Origin of the sequence: Paraburkholderia oxyphila NBRC 105797 (assembly GCF_000685075.1) — a bacterium.
GTDB lineage: Bacteria > Pseudomonadota > Gammaproteobacteria > Burkholderiales > Burkholderiaceae > Paraburkholderia > Paraburkholderia oxyphila.
Map to the genome: position 1 here is coordinate 32958 of NZ_BAYD01000045.1, position 15152 is coordinate 48109.

13 protein-coding genes are annotated in these 15152 nt (G+C 66.1%); 8 read left to right on the forward strand and 5 right to left on the reverse strand.

Annotated elements, in window-relative coordinates:
• Positions 1 to 27: 27 nt before the first annotated feature.
• Positions 28 to 675, reverse strand: coding sequence for a maleylacetoacetate isomerase (maiA, locus tag BO1_RS25615; RefSeq protein ID WP_028219987.1), 648 nt, complete (start codon positions 673 to 675; stop codon positions 28 to 30).
• A gap of 29 nt (positions 676 to 704) precedes the next feature.
• A complete protein-coding gene (locus BO1_RS25620; RefSeq protein ID WP_028219988.1) occupies positions 705 to 1403 on the reverse strand; it encodes a fumarylacetoacetate hydrolase family protein in 699 nt (232 codons plus the stop codon).
• Between the two features lie 258 nt (positions 1404 to 1661).
• Here BO1_RS25620 and ybiB point away from each other — a divergent pair, with 258 nt between their 5' ends.
• From ybiB to leuA, 3 genes are all read left to right on the forward strand, one after another.
• Positions 1662 to 2627 (forward strand): DNA-binding protein YbiB, encoded by a 966-nt coding sequence (gene ybiB / locus BO1_RS25625; RefSeq protein ID WP_028219989.1) that lies wholly within the window; start codon positions 1662 to 1664, stop codon positions 2625 to 2627.
• Positions 2628 to 2948: 321 nt separating this feature from the next.
• The gene (locus tag BO1_RS25630; protein ID WP_156992401.1) at positions 2949 to 3128 is read left to right on the forward strand and encodes a hypothetical protein; all 180 of its coding nucleotides are present in this window, start codon (positions 2949 to 2951) and stop codon (positions 3126 to 3128) included.
• Positions 3118 to 4764: a 2-isopropylmalate synthase gene (gene leuA / locus BO1_RS25635; protein ID WP_028219991.1), complete on the forward strand. Its 1647-nt coding sequence runs from the start codon at positions 3118 to 3120 to the stop codon at positions 4762 to 4764. The genes BO1_RS25630 and leuA overlap by 11 nt, the downstream gene beginning before the upstream one ends.
• Before the next feature lie 187 nt (positions 4765 to 4951).
• Here leuA and BO1_RS25640 read toward each other — a convergent pair whose 3' ends face one another.
• On the reverse strand, positions 4952 to 5335 hold the full coding sequence (locus tag BO1_RS25640) for a nuclear transport factor 2 family protein (RefSeq protein ID WP_028219992.1): 384 nt from the start codon (positions 5333 to 5335) through the stop codon (positions 4952 to 4954).
• A 668-nt stretch (positions 5336 to 6003) separates the two neighbouring features.
• Here BO1_RS25640 and rpoH point away from each other — a divergent pair.
• The 5 genes from rpoH to cydX all read left to right on the forward strand — a co-directional run bounded on the left by rpoH (position 6004) and on the right by cydX (position 10474).
• On the forward strand, positions 6004 to 6945 hold the full coding sequence (rpoH, locus tag BO1_RS25645) for an RNA polymerase sigma factor RpoH (protein ID WP_028219993.1): 942 nt from the start codon (positions 6004 to 6006) through the stop codon (positions 6943 to 6945).
• A 304-nt stretch (positions 6946 to 7249) separates the two neighbouring features.
• A complete protein-coding gene (cydP, locus tag BO1_RS25650) occupies positions 7250 to 7531 on the forward strand; it encodes a cytochrome oxidase putative small subunit CydP (protein ID WP_028219994.1) in 282 nt (93 codons plus the stop codon).
• The gene (locus BO1_RS25655; protein ID WP_028219995.1) at positions 7521 to 9110 is read left to right on the forward strand and encodes a cytochrome ubiquinol oxidase subunit I; all 1590 of its coding nucleotides are present in this window, start codon (positions 7521 to 7523) and stop codon (positions 9108 to 9110) included. Before cydP ends, BO1_RS25655 begins: the two co-directional genes overlap by 11 nt.
• Positions 9111 to 9165: 55 nt before the next feature.
• Complete coding sequence (gene cydB / locus BO1_RS25660; protein WP_028219996.1) at positions 9166 to 10302, forward strand: cytochrome d ubiquinol oxidase subunit II; 1137 nt, start codon at positions 9166 to 9168, stop codon at positions 10300 to 10302.
• Positions 10303 to 10360: 58 nt separating this feature from the next.
• Positions 10361 to 10474: a cytochrome bd-I oxidase subunit CydX gene (gene cydX / locus BO1_RS56945; protein ID WP_063744714.1), complete on the forward strand. Its 114-nt coding sequence runs from the start codon at positions 10361 to 10363 to the stop codon at positions 10472 to 10474.
• Between the two features lie 79 nt (positions 10475 to 10553).
• On the opposite strand, the gene nagE is transcribed toward cydX, so the two are convergent.
• A complete protein-coding gene (gene nagE, locus BO1_RS25670; RefSeq protein WP_028219997.1) occupies positions 10554 to 12329 on the reverse strand; it encodes an N-acetylglucosamine-specific PTS transporter subunit IIBC in 1776 nt (591 codons plus the stop codon).
• Between the two features lie 176 nt (positions 12330 to 12505).
• Positions 12506 to 15151: a phosphoenolpyruvate--protein phosphotransferase gene (ptsP, locus tag BO1_RS25675; protein ID WP_028219998.1), complete on the reverse strand. Its 2646-nt coding sequence runs from the start codon at positions 15149 to 15151 to the stop codon at positions 12506 to 12508.
• Between the last annotated feature and the right edge of the window lies 1 nt (position 15152).

Here is a 15152-nt window from a genome sequence, read left to right on the forward strand (position 1 = left end):
CGCTCACGCGCTTGACTTTCACCCGGCTCACTCCGCATCCGGCTGCACGCCCGGCGCCGCGCGCACGAACGCGTCGAGCTGCATGGCGTAGTCATGAATGCGCTGGATGGTCGGATAGCGCGTCGTGTCGATCTTGAAGCGATTCGCGTTGTAGATCTGCGGCACGAGGCACAGGTCGGCCAGCGTCGGCGTATCGCCGTAGCAGAGCTTGCCCGTGCGCGGATCGTTCGCAAGGCGCTCTTCCAGCGTGGTGAACCCGGCTTCGATCCAGTGCCGATACCAGGCATCCTTGGCCTCATCGTCCACGCCCAGCGTACGCTTGAGGTATCTCAGCACGCGCAGGTTGTCGATCGGATGAATCTCGCACGCGATCTGCAGCGCGATCGAGCGCACGTGCGCTCGATCGGCGGGCGACTTCGGCAACAGCGGCGGCTCGGGATGCGTCTCCTCGAGATACTCGATGATCGCGAGCGATTGCTGGATCGTGTGGTTCTCATCGTCGATGAGCGTCGGCACGATCGCGTCGGGATTGACCTTGCGGTAGGCGGGCTTCAGTTGCTCGCCGCCCTCGCGCACCAGATGCACCGGCACGTACTCGTATGGCAGGTTCTTCAAATTCAGCGCGATACGCACGCGATACGACGCCGAACTCCGGAAATAGCTGTAAAGCCTCATGCTCCCCTCATGCTCTTCTATCAATGCGCTCACGCGACGTGCACGGCAAACTCGCCGATGCCGTCCACGCCGCCCTTCATCACGTCGCCCGGCTTCACCGCGCCGACGCCCTCCGGCGTGCCCGTGTAGATCAGGTCGCCCGCCTTCAGCTCGAACAGCGTGGAAAGAAACGCGATCGTGTCGGCAACCGGCCAGATCATCTGCGAAATGTCCGAGCGCTGTTTCTCCTCGTCGTTGACCGTGAGCCAGATCGCCCCACTGGCCAACTGGCCGACTTGCGCGACGGGATAGATCGGACCGATGGGCGCGGAATGGTCGAAGCCCTTCGCGGTGTCCCATGGGCGGCCGAGCTTCTTCGCTTCGGCTTGCAGGTCGCGGCGCGTCATGTCGAGACCGAGCGCGTAGCCGAATACGTGGTCGAGCGCGCGCTCGACGGGAATGTTCTTGCCGCCCTTGCCGATCGCGGCGACCAGCTCCATTTCGAAATGGACGTTCTGCGATTGCGCGGGATACGGAAATTCGGCGGTCGTACCGGGCGCGACGTAGAGCAGCGCGTCGGCGGGCTTGGCGAAAAAGAACGGCGGCTCGCGGTCCGGATCGTGCCCCATCTCGCGCGCGTGCGCCTCGTAATTACGGCCGACGCAGTAGATGCGCCGCACCGGAAATTGTGCGTCGGTGCCGGCCACGGGCACTGCGGCTTGCGGCACCGGGTCAAATACGTAGGTCATCGGTTTCTCCGTCTTCGTGATGGACCGCGCGCGGTTCAAGGCGCGCGGCAAGCGAGTGAGGCACGCGGCCGCAGCGGTGCGGCATGCGCGGCGTAGAACGCGAGTGTAACGCGCTACGGTGGCGGTGGACCGAGGCGCTCGTGCGATACTTCCCGTACCCCGGACCGATCCAGACCAAAACGCAGACGAAAGCGGCGTCATTGCCCCTCATCACGCCGCCATTGCGCTGCGTGCCGCCTGCACCACACTCACGCCGCCATGAACGCCCCCGACTCCACCGAAACTTTCTCCTGCGCCCGCTTCATCAAGGAGATCGGCCGCGGGCCGCACGGCGCGCGTTCGCTGTCGCCGGAAGACACGCATGCGCTCTATGCGGCGATGCTCGACGGCCGCGTGCCCGATCTCGAACTGGGCGCTGTGCTGCTCGCCTACCGGCTCAAGGGCGAAACCGCCGACGAACTCGCCGCCATGCTTGCGGCCGCGCACGCGTCGTTCGCACCGATCGCGTTGCCCGAAGGCGCGTTTCGCCCGGTGTCGATCCCGAGCTACAACGGCGCACGCAAGCAGCCGAACCTCGTGCCGCTGCTCGCGCTGCTGCTCGCGCGCGAAGGCGTGCCGACGCTCGTGCACGGCGTCGTCGTCGATCCGGGCCGCGTGACGAGCGCCGAAATCTTCGCGGCGCTGAACCTGCCCGGCGCCAGCGATCACGCGACGATCGAGGCGCAGCTTGCCGGGCGGCGCGTGGCGTTCGCGTCGATCGAAACGCTCGCGCCCAAGCTCGCGCGGCTCTTGTCGCTACGCCGGCGCATGGGCGTGCGCAACTCCACGCACACGCTCGTCAAGCTGCTGCAGCCGTTCGCGCAGCCCGGCCTGCGGCTCGTGAACTACACACATCCGCCCTATCGCGAAAGCCTGAGCGCACTGTTCGCGGCGCACCCGGAGGCCGCCGTGGGCGGGGCGCTGCTCGCACGCGGCACCGAGGGCGAAGCCGTCGCCGACACGCGCCGCCAGGTGCAGGTGGACTGGCTGCACGACGGCGTCTGCGAGACCTTGATCGAGCCGGTGCGCTCGTCGCCGGACAGCCCCGAAATCGATCTGCCCGAAGGCCGCGACGCCCCCACGACAGCCGCCTGGATCGAGGCCGTGCTGCGCGGCGACGCGCCGGTGCCCGAGGCCATCGCCCGCCAGGTCGAGACGATCAAGCGCATCACGAAGCGCGTGTAACGCCGCTCATCTGCGCGCAACTCCGCGACGCAAAAGCACGCATTCGCTGTTGACAGGTTCGCCAGTCCTCGCTTACATTGGACGAATGCGTTCCTTTCCGAACACCCTCCGAATTACCTCCGGCCGCCTAGCGGCCCTATCGCTACGTCTAGCGTAAGCCAGGCGTAGCGCTGCGCGACCCCCTCTCCGGTCGGCAGTCCTCCCAAGCAGTTCTCGCAGTACCCCAAACCGTAGTTTCTCCACAACCAGTCGTCTGCATTCGTCCGTTTACCGTTCGGACGAGTCGCGAGGGTCAAAATGCACGTTGCATGGGCTTCGTTCATGTCCGCTTCTGCCGCGCCGGTTACCGCCGTCACCGTGGCCATCTTCTTCGCGTTCGCGGTTGCCGCCCGTTCGCCCGAAGTTGTGCGCATCGTGCCTCGTCGTCAGCCAGCCAGCCGCCCGCTGCCGACCGCCATCGCAAACGACACCACGAAGAACGAGGCATGTCATGTTGCGTAATCCCGCCGAGAAGTACCGCCCTTTCCCCGCCATCCGCCTGAACGGCCGCCGATGGCCCACGCGCACCGTCGAACACGCGCCCATCTGGATGAGCACCGACCTGCGCGACGGCAACCAGTCGCTGATCGAGCCGATGAGCATCGAGCAGAAGCTCGAATTCTTCGAGATGCTGGTCGCGATCGGCTTCAAGGAAATCGAAGTCGGCTTTCCGTCGGCGTCGCAAACCGACTTCGATTTCGTGCGCAAGCTGATCGAAGAAAAGCGCATTCCGGAAGACGTGACGATCGAAGTGCTCGTGCAGTCGCGCGAGGAACTCATCGCGCGCACGTTCGAGGCGCTCGAAGGCGTGCCGCGCGCGATCGTGCATCTGTACAACGCGATCTGCCCGTCTTTCCGCAAGATCGTGTTCGGGCAGTCGAAAGACGAGGTCAAGGCGCTCGCGGTTGAAGGCACGCGCCTCATCCGCCAGTACGCCGACGCGCGCCCCGGCACGCACTGGATCTACCAGTACTCGCCGGAAACCTTCAGCATGACCGAACTCTCGTTCGCACGCGAAGTCTGCGACGCCGTGGCCCAGACCTGGCGCCCGACGCGCGATCACAAGATGATCGTGAATCTGCCGGCGACCGTCGAAGCCGCGATGCCCAACGTCTACGCCGACCAGATCGAGTGGATGGACCGCAACCTCGCGTACCGCGACAGCATCGTGCTCTCGGTGCATCCGCACAACGACCGCGGCACGGCCGTGGCCGCCGCCGAAATGGCGCTGCTCGCGGGCGCGGACCGCATCGAAGGGTGCCTGTTCGGCAACGGCGAGCGCACCGGCAATGTCGACCTCGTGACGCTCGCGATGAATCTCTACACGCAGGGCATCGACCCGGGCCTCGACTTCTCCGATATCGACGCCGTGCGCCAGGTGGTCGAGCGCTGCAATCAGCTGCCGGTGCATCCGCGCCACCCGTATGCGGGCGACCTCGTGTTCACGGCATTCTCGGGCTCGCACCAGGACGCGATCCGCAAGGGCTTCGCGCAGCAAGAAGCCGATGCGCTGTGGGAAGTGCCCTATCTGCCGATCGATCCCGCCGATCTCGGCCGCAGCTATGACGCGGTGATCCGCGTGAACAGCCAGTCGGGCAAGGGCGGCGCCACCTGGCTGCTCGAGCGCGGCATGGGCTTCACGCCGCCGCGCCGCGTGCAGATCGAATTCAGCCACGCCGTGCAGACGGTCACCGACGGCTCGGGCGAAGAGATCTCGGGCGACGCCATTTGCGCGCTCTTCTCGCGCGAATACCTCGAGACGCGCGGGCCGGCCGCGCACGCAGGCGCGGGACGGGTGCGCTGGGAGGGGCGCGAAGTCGCCATGCCGGCGGCGGCGCAGATCGACGAGGCGCATGCGCGGGCCGTGGGCGCGGCGATCGCGGCGGCCGCGGGCGTTGGCGTCGAAGTCACCTCGTTCGAAACCCTGCGCACGGCGCAGGGCGCCACGGCGGTCTTCGTCGGTTGCCGGGTGGGCGGCCAGCCGCTGCGCCATGGCGTCGGGGTCGCCGACGACGCCGCCCATGCGGCCGTCGCCGCCATGGTGAGCGCGGTCAACCGCGCCGCGTGGCCGCAAGTCGATCAGCGCGCGGCGGCTTGATCACACCAGGGCGCACTCGGACGTGCGCGAAGTGACGCTGCCGCGCGTAAGCGCGGCGGCACAGTGAAAGAAGCGGTTTAGTGGAAGCAGCAAGGGGTGACGCCGTTGAGCGTCGGCGGCAAGACGGGCCGCCGGCGTGCGCCCGATACGCCCAGAAGGCGGTATCGGCGAGTGGACCTACCGGTCGTCACTCGATCGCGCAACGCGTCGCCTGCCACGCGAGCAGACGCCAGTGGCCATCCTCCTGGGTCTGAATCGCCGTATAGGCAATCGGATAGAGCAGCGCGCCGTTGTTCGCTTCCATTTCGATCAGCGCGCGGCCCGAGATCACGCAGGTCTCGCGCCCCACCGGCAGCACGTCCTGCGACTGGATCTCGATCTGGCGGTAGCGGCGGCGCCCGGCCGTGATCGCGTCGATGAACTGCTGTTTGGTCTCGCGTTTGCCGTTCGTGTGGACGAAGGTGGCGTGGTCGGACAGCAGTTGATCCAGCGACGAGCCGTCGCCGTCCACCATCGCGCGAAACCGCTCGCGCTCCAGCCCGCGAATTGCTTCGATTACTTTTGCAACCATTGCCAGAGCCCCTTGCGCACAAGTCCACGTCACCGCGCCGACTCGCACCGAAGATTTATCGCACGCGCCTCGCTGAAATTTATACCAGGTTTTGACGCATGGATACTTGCGATCAAATGGATCGCCCCCATATGAGGCCAATACGACACAGGTAGACGTCGAAGGCCGTGCAAAGCGCGCCTCACCGCCCCTGCCCGTCCGGCCGTGCCTATCTGGCCGCGCCTGACCGGCCGTGCCTCGCCGGCCGCACCTGACCGGCCGTGCCCGAATGTCGCATCGCAGCACTTTTGGCCCGATCCCGTGTCTATTAGACAGGTCCGGGCATCGAAATTCGGGCCCGATATCCAGACATCGCCGCGAGGCGGCGGCCGCCCGAAAACCGATCACTCCAACCCCTTTTTCTCCTCCGCATCCGCCACGGATGACGGCCACGTTCTAGAGTATTCCTTCGGCCCGCCGGTGTGTGCGGGACCTCGACGGGCGGCAAGCCCCGTCCAGCTTGCCTCTCAGTGTTTCGCTGAAATCTATCGAAACAAATATTTCGATAGTGGCGGCGGAACCTTGAAGCCCCTACAGACTCGAAGTATTAGCACTCGGTAATTGAGAGTGCTAACATCCACCGTGGAGTCGATGTCTGACTTTTGCAAGATTCCTGAGGAGTTCGCTACGTGAGCAACGCAATGACCATGACCCTTCCGAATATGCTTAGCCCGTCGTCGGCCAAGGCCGGGGGTTCGGGTGTACTGGCGCTCGCGAACGCTTCCATGCTGCCTGGCCAACTGGGCAACATCGACGCCTACATTCAGGCCGTGAACCGGATCCCGATGTTGACGCCGCAAGAGGAGCGCCAGTTCGCGACCGAGTATCGCGAGCAAAATAATCTCGAAGGCGCGCGCCGCCTCGTACTGTCGCACCTGCGACTCGTGGTGTCGATCGCGCGCAATTATCTGGGCTATGGCCTGCCGCATGCCGACCTGATCCAGGAAGGCAATATCGGCCTGATGAAGGCTGTGAAGCGCTTTGACCCCGAGCAGAACGTGCGTCTCGTGTCGTACGCCATGCACTGGATCAAGGCGGAGATCCATGAATACATCCTGCGCAACTGGCGCATGGTGAAGGTCGCCACGACCAAGGCCCAGCGCAAGCTGTTCTTCAACCTGCGCAGCCACAAGCAGGGCCTGCAGTCGTTCACGCCCGAGGAAATCGACGGCCTCGCGCAGGAACTGAACGTGAAGCGCGAAGAAGTCGTGGAGATGGAAACGCGTCTGTCGGGTTCGGATATCGCTCTCGAAAGCCAGAACGACGACGGCGAGGAGTCGTTCGCCCCGATCGCCTGGCTCGCCGACTCGCACAGCGAGCCGACCGCTGTGATCGCTTCGCGTCAGCGCGACCGTCTGCAGTCGGACGGCATCGCGAGCGCGCTGGAGGCACTCGACGCGCGTAGCCGCCGCATCATCGAGGCGCGCTGGCTTAACGTCGCCGACGACGGCACGGGCGGCTCGACGCTGCACGAGCTGGCCGACGAGTTCGGTGTCTCGGCCGAGCGCATTCGCCAGATCGAAGCGAGCGCCATGAAGAAGATGCGCACAGCACTCGCCGACTACGCCTAAGGCTCAAGTCACACGGCGCGGCCGCCAGGCCGCCCACATGAGCTTCCCCCATAGCCCCACTCTTACCGAGAGTGGGGCTTTTCTTATGGGCTGGCAGTAATTCGTACACCTTCGCGCCGCCTTTTCCCATTCCCTCATAAGATAGTTCCGGATGTTGAACGGACCGAATCTGACATCACAAGATCTAAATCAAAATAAGCCGCCATCGATTGGCCTATAAAGATCGCAATGCCGAATCGAGGCAGGCACTTGCCGCTCAGCGCTGCTGCAGCAAAACCAGGATTCAGGAGCCATTGTCATCGTGATGATCTCGACCTCCAGCCGGCACGCGCAACCTTTGCTGCGAAAGCGCTTCCTCCAGTGGGCACGCGGCCCCACCTTTGGCCGCGACATCGTTCTCGTGCTCGCCTTCAAGCTCGTGTTGCTGATGGCGCTCAAATACGCATTCTTCAATCATCCTCAGGCCGAGAACATGACCATGCCGCCGGCGGCGGTCGCACAGGCCCTCCTCTCCGTGCCCGTGCCGCCCGACGCTCGCCCGCCCGGCGCAAATCCACCCCAAGGGGACCCGCACCATGCCAATTAGCGAAACCGTCGATCTATCGCGCCTGCAGTTCGCGGTCACCGCGCTCTATCACTTCCTGTTCGTGCCGCTCACGCTGGGTCTGTCGTGGCTGCTCGTCATCATGGAATCGGTCTACGTGATGACCGGCAAGCAGATCTACAAGGATATGACGCAGTTCTGGGGCAAGCTCTTCGCGATCAATTTCGTGATGGGCGTCACCACCGGCCTCACGATGGAATTCCAGTTCGGCACGAACTGGTCGTACTACTCGCACTACGTGGGCGATATCTTCGGCGTGCCGCTCGCCGTGGAGGGGTTGGCCGCCTTCTTCCTCGAATCGACCTTCGTGGGCCTGTTCTTCTTCGGCTGGAACCGCATGACCAAGGGCGGGCATCTGCTCACGACGTTCTTCGTCGCGCTCGGCTCGAACCTTTCCGCGCTGTGGATTCTCGTCGCCAACGGCTGGATGCAGAACCCCGTGGGCGCCGCGTTCAACTACGAAACCATGCGCATGGAGCTCACGAGCCTCTTCCAGGTGATCTTCAACCCGGTCGCCCAGGTCAAGTTCGTGCACACGGTGTCGGCCGGCTATGTGACGGCGTCGATGTTCGTGCTCGGCATTTCGTCGTGGTATTTGCTGCGCCGCCGCGACGTGGACTTCGCGCTGCGCTCGTTCGCCATCGCCGCGGGCTTCGGCCTCGCGTCCACGCTCTGCGTGATCGTGCTCGGCGACGAATCGGGCTATCGCACCGGCGAAGTCCAGGAGATCAAGCTCGCCGCCATCGAAGCCGAATGGGACACGGCACCCGCACCGGCGCCGTTCACGCTGTTCGGCATCCCTAACCAGCAGGAAGAGCGCACCGACTACGCGATCCGCATTCCCTACCTGATGGGGATCATCGCGACGCGCTCGATCGACGAACCGGTGATCGGGCTGAAGGACCTGATGGGCCGCGCCGAAGTGCGGATCCAGAACGGCATGCTCGCCTACGCCGCGCTGCAAAAAATGAAGGAAGGCACCGCCGACACGGCCACACGTGACGTATTCGACGCGCACAAGGCCGACCTCGGCTACGGCCTGCTCCTCAAGCAGTTCGCGCCGAACGTGGTCGACGCCACGCCCGAGCAGATCAAGGCCGCCGCGAAGCACTCGATTCCGCCCGTCGCTCCGGTGTTCTGGTCATTTCGCGTGATGGTGGGCCTCGGCATGCTGTTCCTCGCGACCTTCGTGCTCGCGTTCTGGTTCTGCGCGCAGCGCTCGCTGCTCAAGGACAACCGCCGCTGGTTCCTGAACTGGGTGGTGTGGGCGATTCCGCTGCCGTGGCTCGCCGCGGAATTCGGCTGGGTCGTCGCGGAGCTCGGCCGCCAGCCGTGGACCATCGCCGAAGTGCTGCCCACGCACCTCTCGGCGTCGAGCCTCGCGCCTGGCGACGTGTGGCTGAGCCTCGCGGGCTTCGTGGTGTTCTACACGGCGCTCTTCATCATCGAGATCACGCTGATGTTCAAGTACGCGCGGCTCGGCCCGTCGTCGCTGAACACAGGGCGCTACTTCCACGAGAAGGGCGCAATGGCCGCGGCGAGTGGCAATCGCGTCTCGTGATGCAGGCCCGGAACGTGTCGCAAGACCCGCACAGGAAACACACAGGAACCACACCATGGACTACGCAACGCTCAAAGTGATCTGGTGGGTGCTGATCGGCGTGCTCTTGATCGGCTTCTCGCTCACCGACGGCTTCGACATGGGCGCCGCCGTGCTGCTGCCCTTCATCGGCAAGACCGATGCGGAGCGCCGCATCGTCATCAACACGGTCGGTGCGACCTGGGAAGGCAACCAGGTCTGGCTCATCACTGCGGGCGGCGCGATGTTCGCCGCCTGGCCGCTCGTTTATGCGGCGTCGTTCTCGGGCTTCTACTTCGCGATGCTGCTCGTGCTGTTCGCGCTCTTCTTCCGGCCCGTGGGCTTCGACTACCGCGGCAAGCGCGAGAACCCGAAGTGGCGCAACGCATGGGACTGGGCGCTCTTCATCGGCGGCTTCGTGCCGGCGCTCGTGTTCGGCGTGGCGTTCGGCAACCTGCTCGAAGGCGTGCCGTTCAGCTATGACTCCGACCTGCGCGTGACGTATCACGGCAGCTTCTTCGCGCTGCTCAATCCGTTCGCGCTCCTGTGCGGGCTCGTGAGCCTCACCATGCTCACCGCGCACGGCGCCGCGTTCGTGAAGCTGAAGAGCGAAGGCGTGGTGGCCGAACGCGCGTCGAAGGCACTGCGCATTGCCTCGGCGCTCGCCGTCGTGTTCTTCGTGGTGGCGGGCGCGCTCGTGGCGACGCTGATCGGCGGCTATACGATCACGACGCCCGCGCCGTACGACTCCGTCGCCAATCCGCTGCTCAAGAGCGTCGAGCCCGGCGCGGGGCTGTGGATCAGCAACTACGGACTCTATCCGTGGATGGCCGCTGCGCCGATTCTCGGCATCCTCGGCGGCGCGATCGCATTCGTGCTGGCCGGCTCGCGGCTCGAAAAGACCGCCTTCCTCGGCACCTCGCTCCTGATCATCGGCGTGATTCTCACGGCGGGCTTCTCGATGTTTCCGTTCATCATGCCCTCGTCGCTGGACCCGCGTTCGAGCCTCACGGTGTGGGACTCCACCTCCAGCAAGACCACGCTCGAAATCATGCTGGTGGCCGTGATCATCTTCCTGCCGATCGTGCTGGGCTACACCACCTGGGCGTATCGCATCATGCGCGGCAAGGTGACCCTCGAGGCCGTCGAGGACAAGCGCAATTCGCTGTATTGACCGAGTCGTGCAGCCCGGCGCGCCGGGCTGCATCGCCATTTACGCAGGAGTGGAAATCATGTGGTACTTCACCTGGATACTGGGCATTGGCGTGGCGCTTGGCTTCGGCATCATCAATGTGATGTGGCTCGATCAGCAACGCAAAATGGATGCAGCCGATAGCGGGGAGTAGGGCTTTGGGCGGGCGGCGTGCAAACGCACGAGACATAAAAAAACCGGCAAGCGCCGGTTTTTTTGCAACAAGAGACCGCTCAGGCCGCCTGCAACGCAAGCTCACGCGCGTAACGCTGCGCCGCGTCGCCCACGACGATATGCAGCGTATCCGCCGACACCCAGGCCACATCGAGCGCGCCAAGCTGCGCACGGTCAACCGCGGCGGGGTCGCGCAGGATCACGCGCAAACGCGTGACCGCGACCGCGTCGATCGACACGATGTTCGCCGCGCCGCCCAACACCGCCAGCCAGCGCGACGGGTTCGGATCGAGCGGACCGGCTGCCTGCACCGGCTGAGCGGCAGACTGCGAGACTGACTGTGAAGCGGACTGTGAAGCCGGCTGCGCCGCCGGCACCGCCTTGGCCGCGGCTGCCGCCGGGCGCCCGCTGGCAATCTCGCGACGGATTTCATCGGCGATCATGTCGGCTTCCGGCCCGATGATGACCTGCACGCTCTCGCCGCCGCGCTTGAGCACGCCACGCGCGCCGATGGCCTTCAGCGCCGGCTCCGACACATGCGCCGGGTCCGACACCGTGAGACGCAGACGCGTCGTGCACGCATCGACCACCTTCAGGTTGGCCGCGCCGCCGAGCGCATCGATATAGCGCGCCGCACGCGACAACGACGTGGCAGCGGCCGCGCCACCCGCCGGCACTTCCACGCCCGACATCGACGAGGCGATTGCCGTGTCGCCAACCGAAGCTTCGCGGCCCGGCGTCGGCAGATTGAAGCGGCGGATGAAGAAGCGGAACAGCGCGTAGTAGACCACCGCATACGCAATGCCGAGCGGAATCGCTTCCCAGCCGTGCGTGGAGAGGCCGTAGTTCAGCACGTAGTCGATCGCGCCCGCCGAGAACGTGAAGCCGAGCTTGATGCCGAGCAACGAGCAAATGGCGAGCGACAGACCCGTGAGCACGGCGTGGATGCCGTACAGCACCGGCGCGAGGAACATGAAGGTGAACTCGATCGGCTCGGTCACGCCCGTGAGGAACGAAGTGAGTGCCATCGAGAGCAGCAGGCCGCCCACCATCGCGCGGCGTTCCTTGGGCGCCTCGTGCAGCATCGCGAGACACGCGGCCGGCAGGCCGAACATCATCACCGGGAAGAAGCCGGCCATGAAGCTGCCCGCGGTGGGGTCGCCCGCGAAGAAGCGGTGCAGGTCGCCGGTCACGGCCGCGCCGCCGGCGGCGGGCGTGAACGAGCCGAACACGAACCACACGAGCGAGTTCAGGATGTGATGGAGACCGGTCACGAGCAGCAGACGGTTCAGCAATCCGTAGACGAACGTGCCGACCGCGCCCGCCGTGGTGAGCCAGTGGCCCGCCGTGTCGATCACGTGCTGCACCGGCCCCCACGCATAGCCGAACACGATGCCGAGCACCACGCACACGAGCCCTGTGACGATCGGCACGAAGCGCTTGCCGCCGAAGAAGGCAAGGAACTCGGGCAGCTTGATGTCCTTGAAGCGGTTGTACAGCATCCCCGCCACGACGCCGGCCACCACGCCCGAGAGCACGCCCATGTTGAGCTTGTCGTTGATGTCCTTCATCACGGCGGTCTCGACCAGATAGCCGAGTGCGCCCGCGAGCGCCGCAACGCCGTTATTGTCTTTCGCGAAACCCACCGCGATGCCGATTGCGAACAAGAGCGGCAGATTGTCAAAGATCGCGCCGCCTGCGTCGGCGATGATCTTGATGTTGAGCATGTCGGCCTGCCCGAAGCGCAGCAGGATGCCGGCCACCGGCAGCACTGCGATCGGGAGCATCAGCGCGCGGCCGAGGCTCTGAATCTTGAGAAACGGATTGCCATCCATTGAACTGCCTCCAGTCCCTGTCTCTTGCGTGACGAAAGTGAGGTGAATAAGCCCGGCACGCGATCGCTGCGCCCGCCGGTGTGGGGTTATCAAGGAAACCGAATGATTGTGGTGCTATCAACTACCCGAGAGGTGAGTGGCCAATCGCTCAGCCACTCACGAGATCAAGCGATCAATCAATCGAGCGGCCAGTGCGCACGGCTCGCCGCGCGCACCGCCTGCGCCGACTCCAGCGCGAGGACCTCGAATGCACGCTCGCGGCACTGGCTGTAATCGAGCTTGCGCACGCGCGCCTTGATCGACGGCACGGAAACCGGATCGACCGACAGCTCGGTGACACCGAGGCCGATGAGCAGCGGCACCGCGAGCGGGTCGCCCGCCAGCGCGCCGCACACGCCCACCCACTTGCCATGCTTGTTCGCGCCCTCCACCGCGACGGAGACGAGACGCAGCACGGCGGGATGCAGGCCGTCGGCCTGCGCCGCCAGATCGGGCTGGCAGCGATCCATCGCGAGCGTGTATTGCGTGAGATCGTTGGTGCCGATCGAGAGGAAATCGGCGTGGCGCGCGAGCTGGTCGGCCAGCAGCGCCGCCGAGGGCACCTCGATCATCACGCCCACCTCGATGCGGCCCGTGCGGCCCGCTTCGCGTGCAAACGTGTCGATGCGCTCGCGCAGGCGCACGAGCTCGCCCACGTCGGTGACCATCGGCAGCAGGATGCGCACGGCGCCCATCGGCTCGACTGCGAGCAGCCCGCGCAACTGGTCGTCGAGCAGATCGGGGCGCACCTGCGCGAGGCGGATGCCGCGCAGGCCCAGCGCGGGGTTCGGCTCGGGCGGCAGCGTCAGATAGTCGACTTCCTTGTCCGCGCCGACGTCGAGCGTGCGGATGATCGCCGTGCGTCCGCCCAGTGCCTCGGCGATCGCCTGGTAGCCCTCGCGATGCTCGTCCACCGTCGGCGCCGCCTGGCGATGGATGAACATGAGCTCGGTGCGCAGCAGGCCCACGGAATCCGCGCCGTTCTCCACTGCGGTGCGCGCGTCCTCGAGCGTCGCGATATTCGCCGCGACTTCGACTGCGTGGCCGTCGCGCGTGGCTGCGGCCTCATGCGAGGTACGCCGGTTCGCCTCACGCACGCCGGCAAGGCGCTGCTTTTCGGCGCGGGCGCGTTCGACGTCCTGCGGGCTCGGCGCGAAGGCGAGGCTGCCGGCGCCCGCGTCCACCACCACCTGGGTGCCTTCTTCGATCTTGTGCAAGGCGTCGCCGAGCGCGACGAGTGCCGGAATGCCCGCCTGGCGCGCGATGATCGCAGCGTGCGAGGTCGCGCCGCCGCGCGCCATCACGAGCGCGGTCACGCGCTTGCGGTCGAGCGAGGCGAGGTCGGAGGGCGTGAATTCGTCGGCGGCGAGCACGGCTTCTTCGGGCAGCTCGCGCTGGGCCGCGCCCATCGCGTTGCCTGCGCCGCTTGCGTTCGCGAGCGCGCGCAGCACGCGCTTTTCGAGGTCTCGCAGATCGGCGGCGCGCTCCGCGAGCAGCGGGTCGTCCACCTTGCCGAGCACCGCGATCTGCTCGCGGATCGAGGCGCGCCACGCAAAGCCCGCGCTCTTGCCGAGGCTGATGAGGTCACGCGCGGCGTCGACCAGCGTCGGGTCTTCGAGCAGCACGCGATGCATCTGGAAGATGCCCGCTTCGCCGATCGCGCCGCGCTGCGAGGCTGCGCGCACGGAGGCGTCCAGCTCGCCGTCGACGGACGCGACGGCCTTGTCGAGCAGACGGCTCTCCGCCGACGAAGGGCCGCTCGCGAGCTCGGACGGCTCGAGTTCGGCGTCGTCCCAGCGCACCAGCTTGCCGACGGCCACGCCAGGCGCCGCACATACGCCGATCAGCGTACCTGGCGCGCTTCGCGGGGCTTGCTGCGCGGCAACGCCAGCGCCAGCCGTGCTAGCCACGGGGGCAACCACCGGCGCCGGCGACAGTTGCCGCGCGGGCGCCTCGCCGCCTTCGCCCGGCGCTTCGCGCAGGAGCTCGTTAGCGACGGCATCGACAGCCTTCTGCGCCTCATGGCCCAAGCCGACGAGTTCGATGGTCGCGCCCTCGCCCGCGCCCAGCCCGAGCAGGCCCACCACGCTTTCGATGGCGGCCTTGCGCTCGCCGTAGCGCACTTCCACGCACGCATCGATCCCGCGCACCGCTTCGCGCGCACGCGCCGCAGGGCGCGCATGGAGGCCGCCCGCATGCGTGAGCGTCACGCTGCGGCGCGCTTCGTTGGTCACCACCTCCACGGGGCCTGCGGCGGCCACGGCGCCGTCACGCGCACGCAACACGAGGAGCGGCGTCTCGCCGGCCTCGGCATGGCTCGCGTAGCCCGCGCGGTCGACGACTTCGAACGCATCGGAGTTCGCCACCGCGATCACGGAGACGAGGCTGGGCGCGTTGCACGCCACCACGTCGAGATCGAATTCGATCAGCAGGTCGCCACGGCGCACCTGGGCGCCCTGCTCGACCTTCGGCGCAAAGCCCTTGCCGTTCAGCTCGACCGTGTCGATGCCGATATGCACGAGCACCTGCGCGCCTTCGGCGGTCTGCAGCGTGACGGCGTGACCGGTGCGCGCGAGGTGCATGACCGTGCCGTCGCACGGCGAAACGAGCCGGCCGACCAGCGGATCGACGCCGATGCCGTCGCCGAACAGGCCTTCCGAAAACACCGGATCGGGCACGGAGGCGAGCGGCACGACCGGGCCGCTCAGCGGCGCGATCAAAACGATACGACCTTCTGTGGCATTGTCCGGGCTCATCAGGCGGGACTCCTGGATGCGTTCCATC

Coding starts and splice junctions, on each gene's coding strand:
- maiA (WP_028219987.1), bottom strand. CDS start 675: ATGAGGCTTTACAGCTATTTCCGGAGTTCGGCGTCGTATCGCGTGCGT.
- BO1_RS25620 (WP_028219988.1), bottom strand. CDS start 1,403: ATGACCTACGTATTTGACCCGGTGCCGCAAGCCGCAGTGCCCGTGGCC.
- ybiB (WP_028219989.1), top strand. CDS start 1,662: ATGAACGCCCCCGACTCCACCGAAACTTTCTCCTGCGCCCGCTTCATC.
- BO1_RS25630 (WP_156992401.1), top strand. CDS start 2,949: ATGTCCGCTTCTGCCGCGCCGGTTACCGCCGTCACCGTGGCCATCTTC.
- leuA (WP_028219991.1), top strand. CDS start 3,118: ATGTTGCGTAATCCCGCCGAGAAGTACCGCCCTTTCCCCGCCATCCGC.
- BO1_RS25640 (WP_028219992.1), bottom strand. CDS start 5,335: ATGGTTGCAAAAGTAATCGAAGCAATTCGCGGGCTGGAGCGCGAGCGG.
- cydP (WP_028219994.1), top strand. CDS start 7,250: ATGATCTCGACCTCCAGCCGGCACGCGCAACCTTTGCTGCGAAAGCGC.
- BO1_RS25655 (WP_028219995.1), top strand. CDS start 7,521: ATGCCAATTAGCGAAACCGTCGATCTATCGCGCCTGCAGTTCGCGGTC.
- cydB (WP_028219996.1), top strand. CDS start 9,166: ATGGACTACGCAACGCTCAAAGTGATCTGGTGGGTGCTGATCGGCGTG.
- cydX (WP_063744714.1), top strand. CDS start 10,361: ATGTGGTACTTCACCTGGATACTGGGCATTGGCGTGGCGCTTGGCTTC.
- nagE (WP_028219997.1), bottom strand. CDS start 12,329: ATGGATGGCAATCCGTTTCTCAAGATTCAGAGCCTCGGCCGCGCGCTG.
- ptsP (WP_028219998.1), bottom strand. CDS start 15,151: ATGGAACGCATCCAGGAGTCCCGCCTGATGAGCCCGGACAATGCCACA.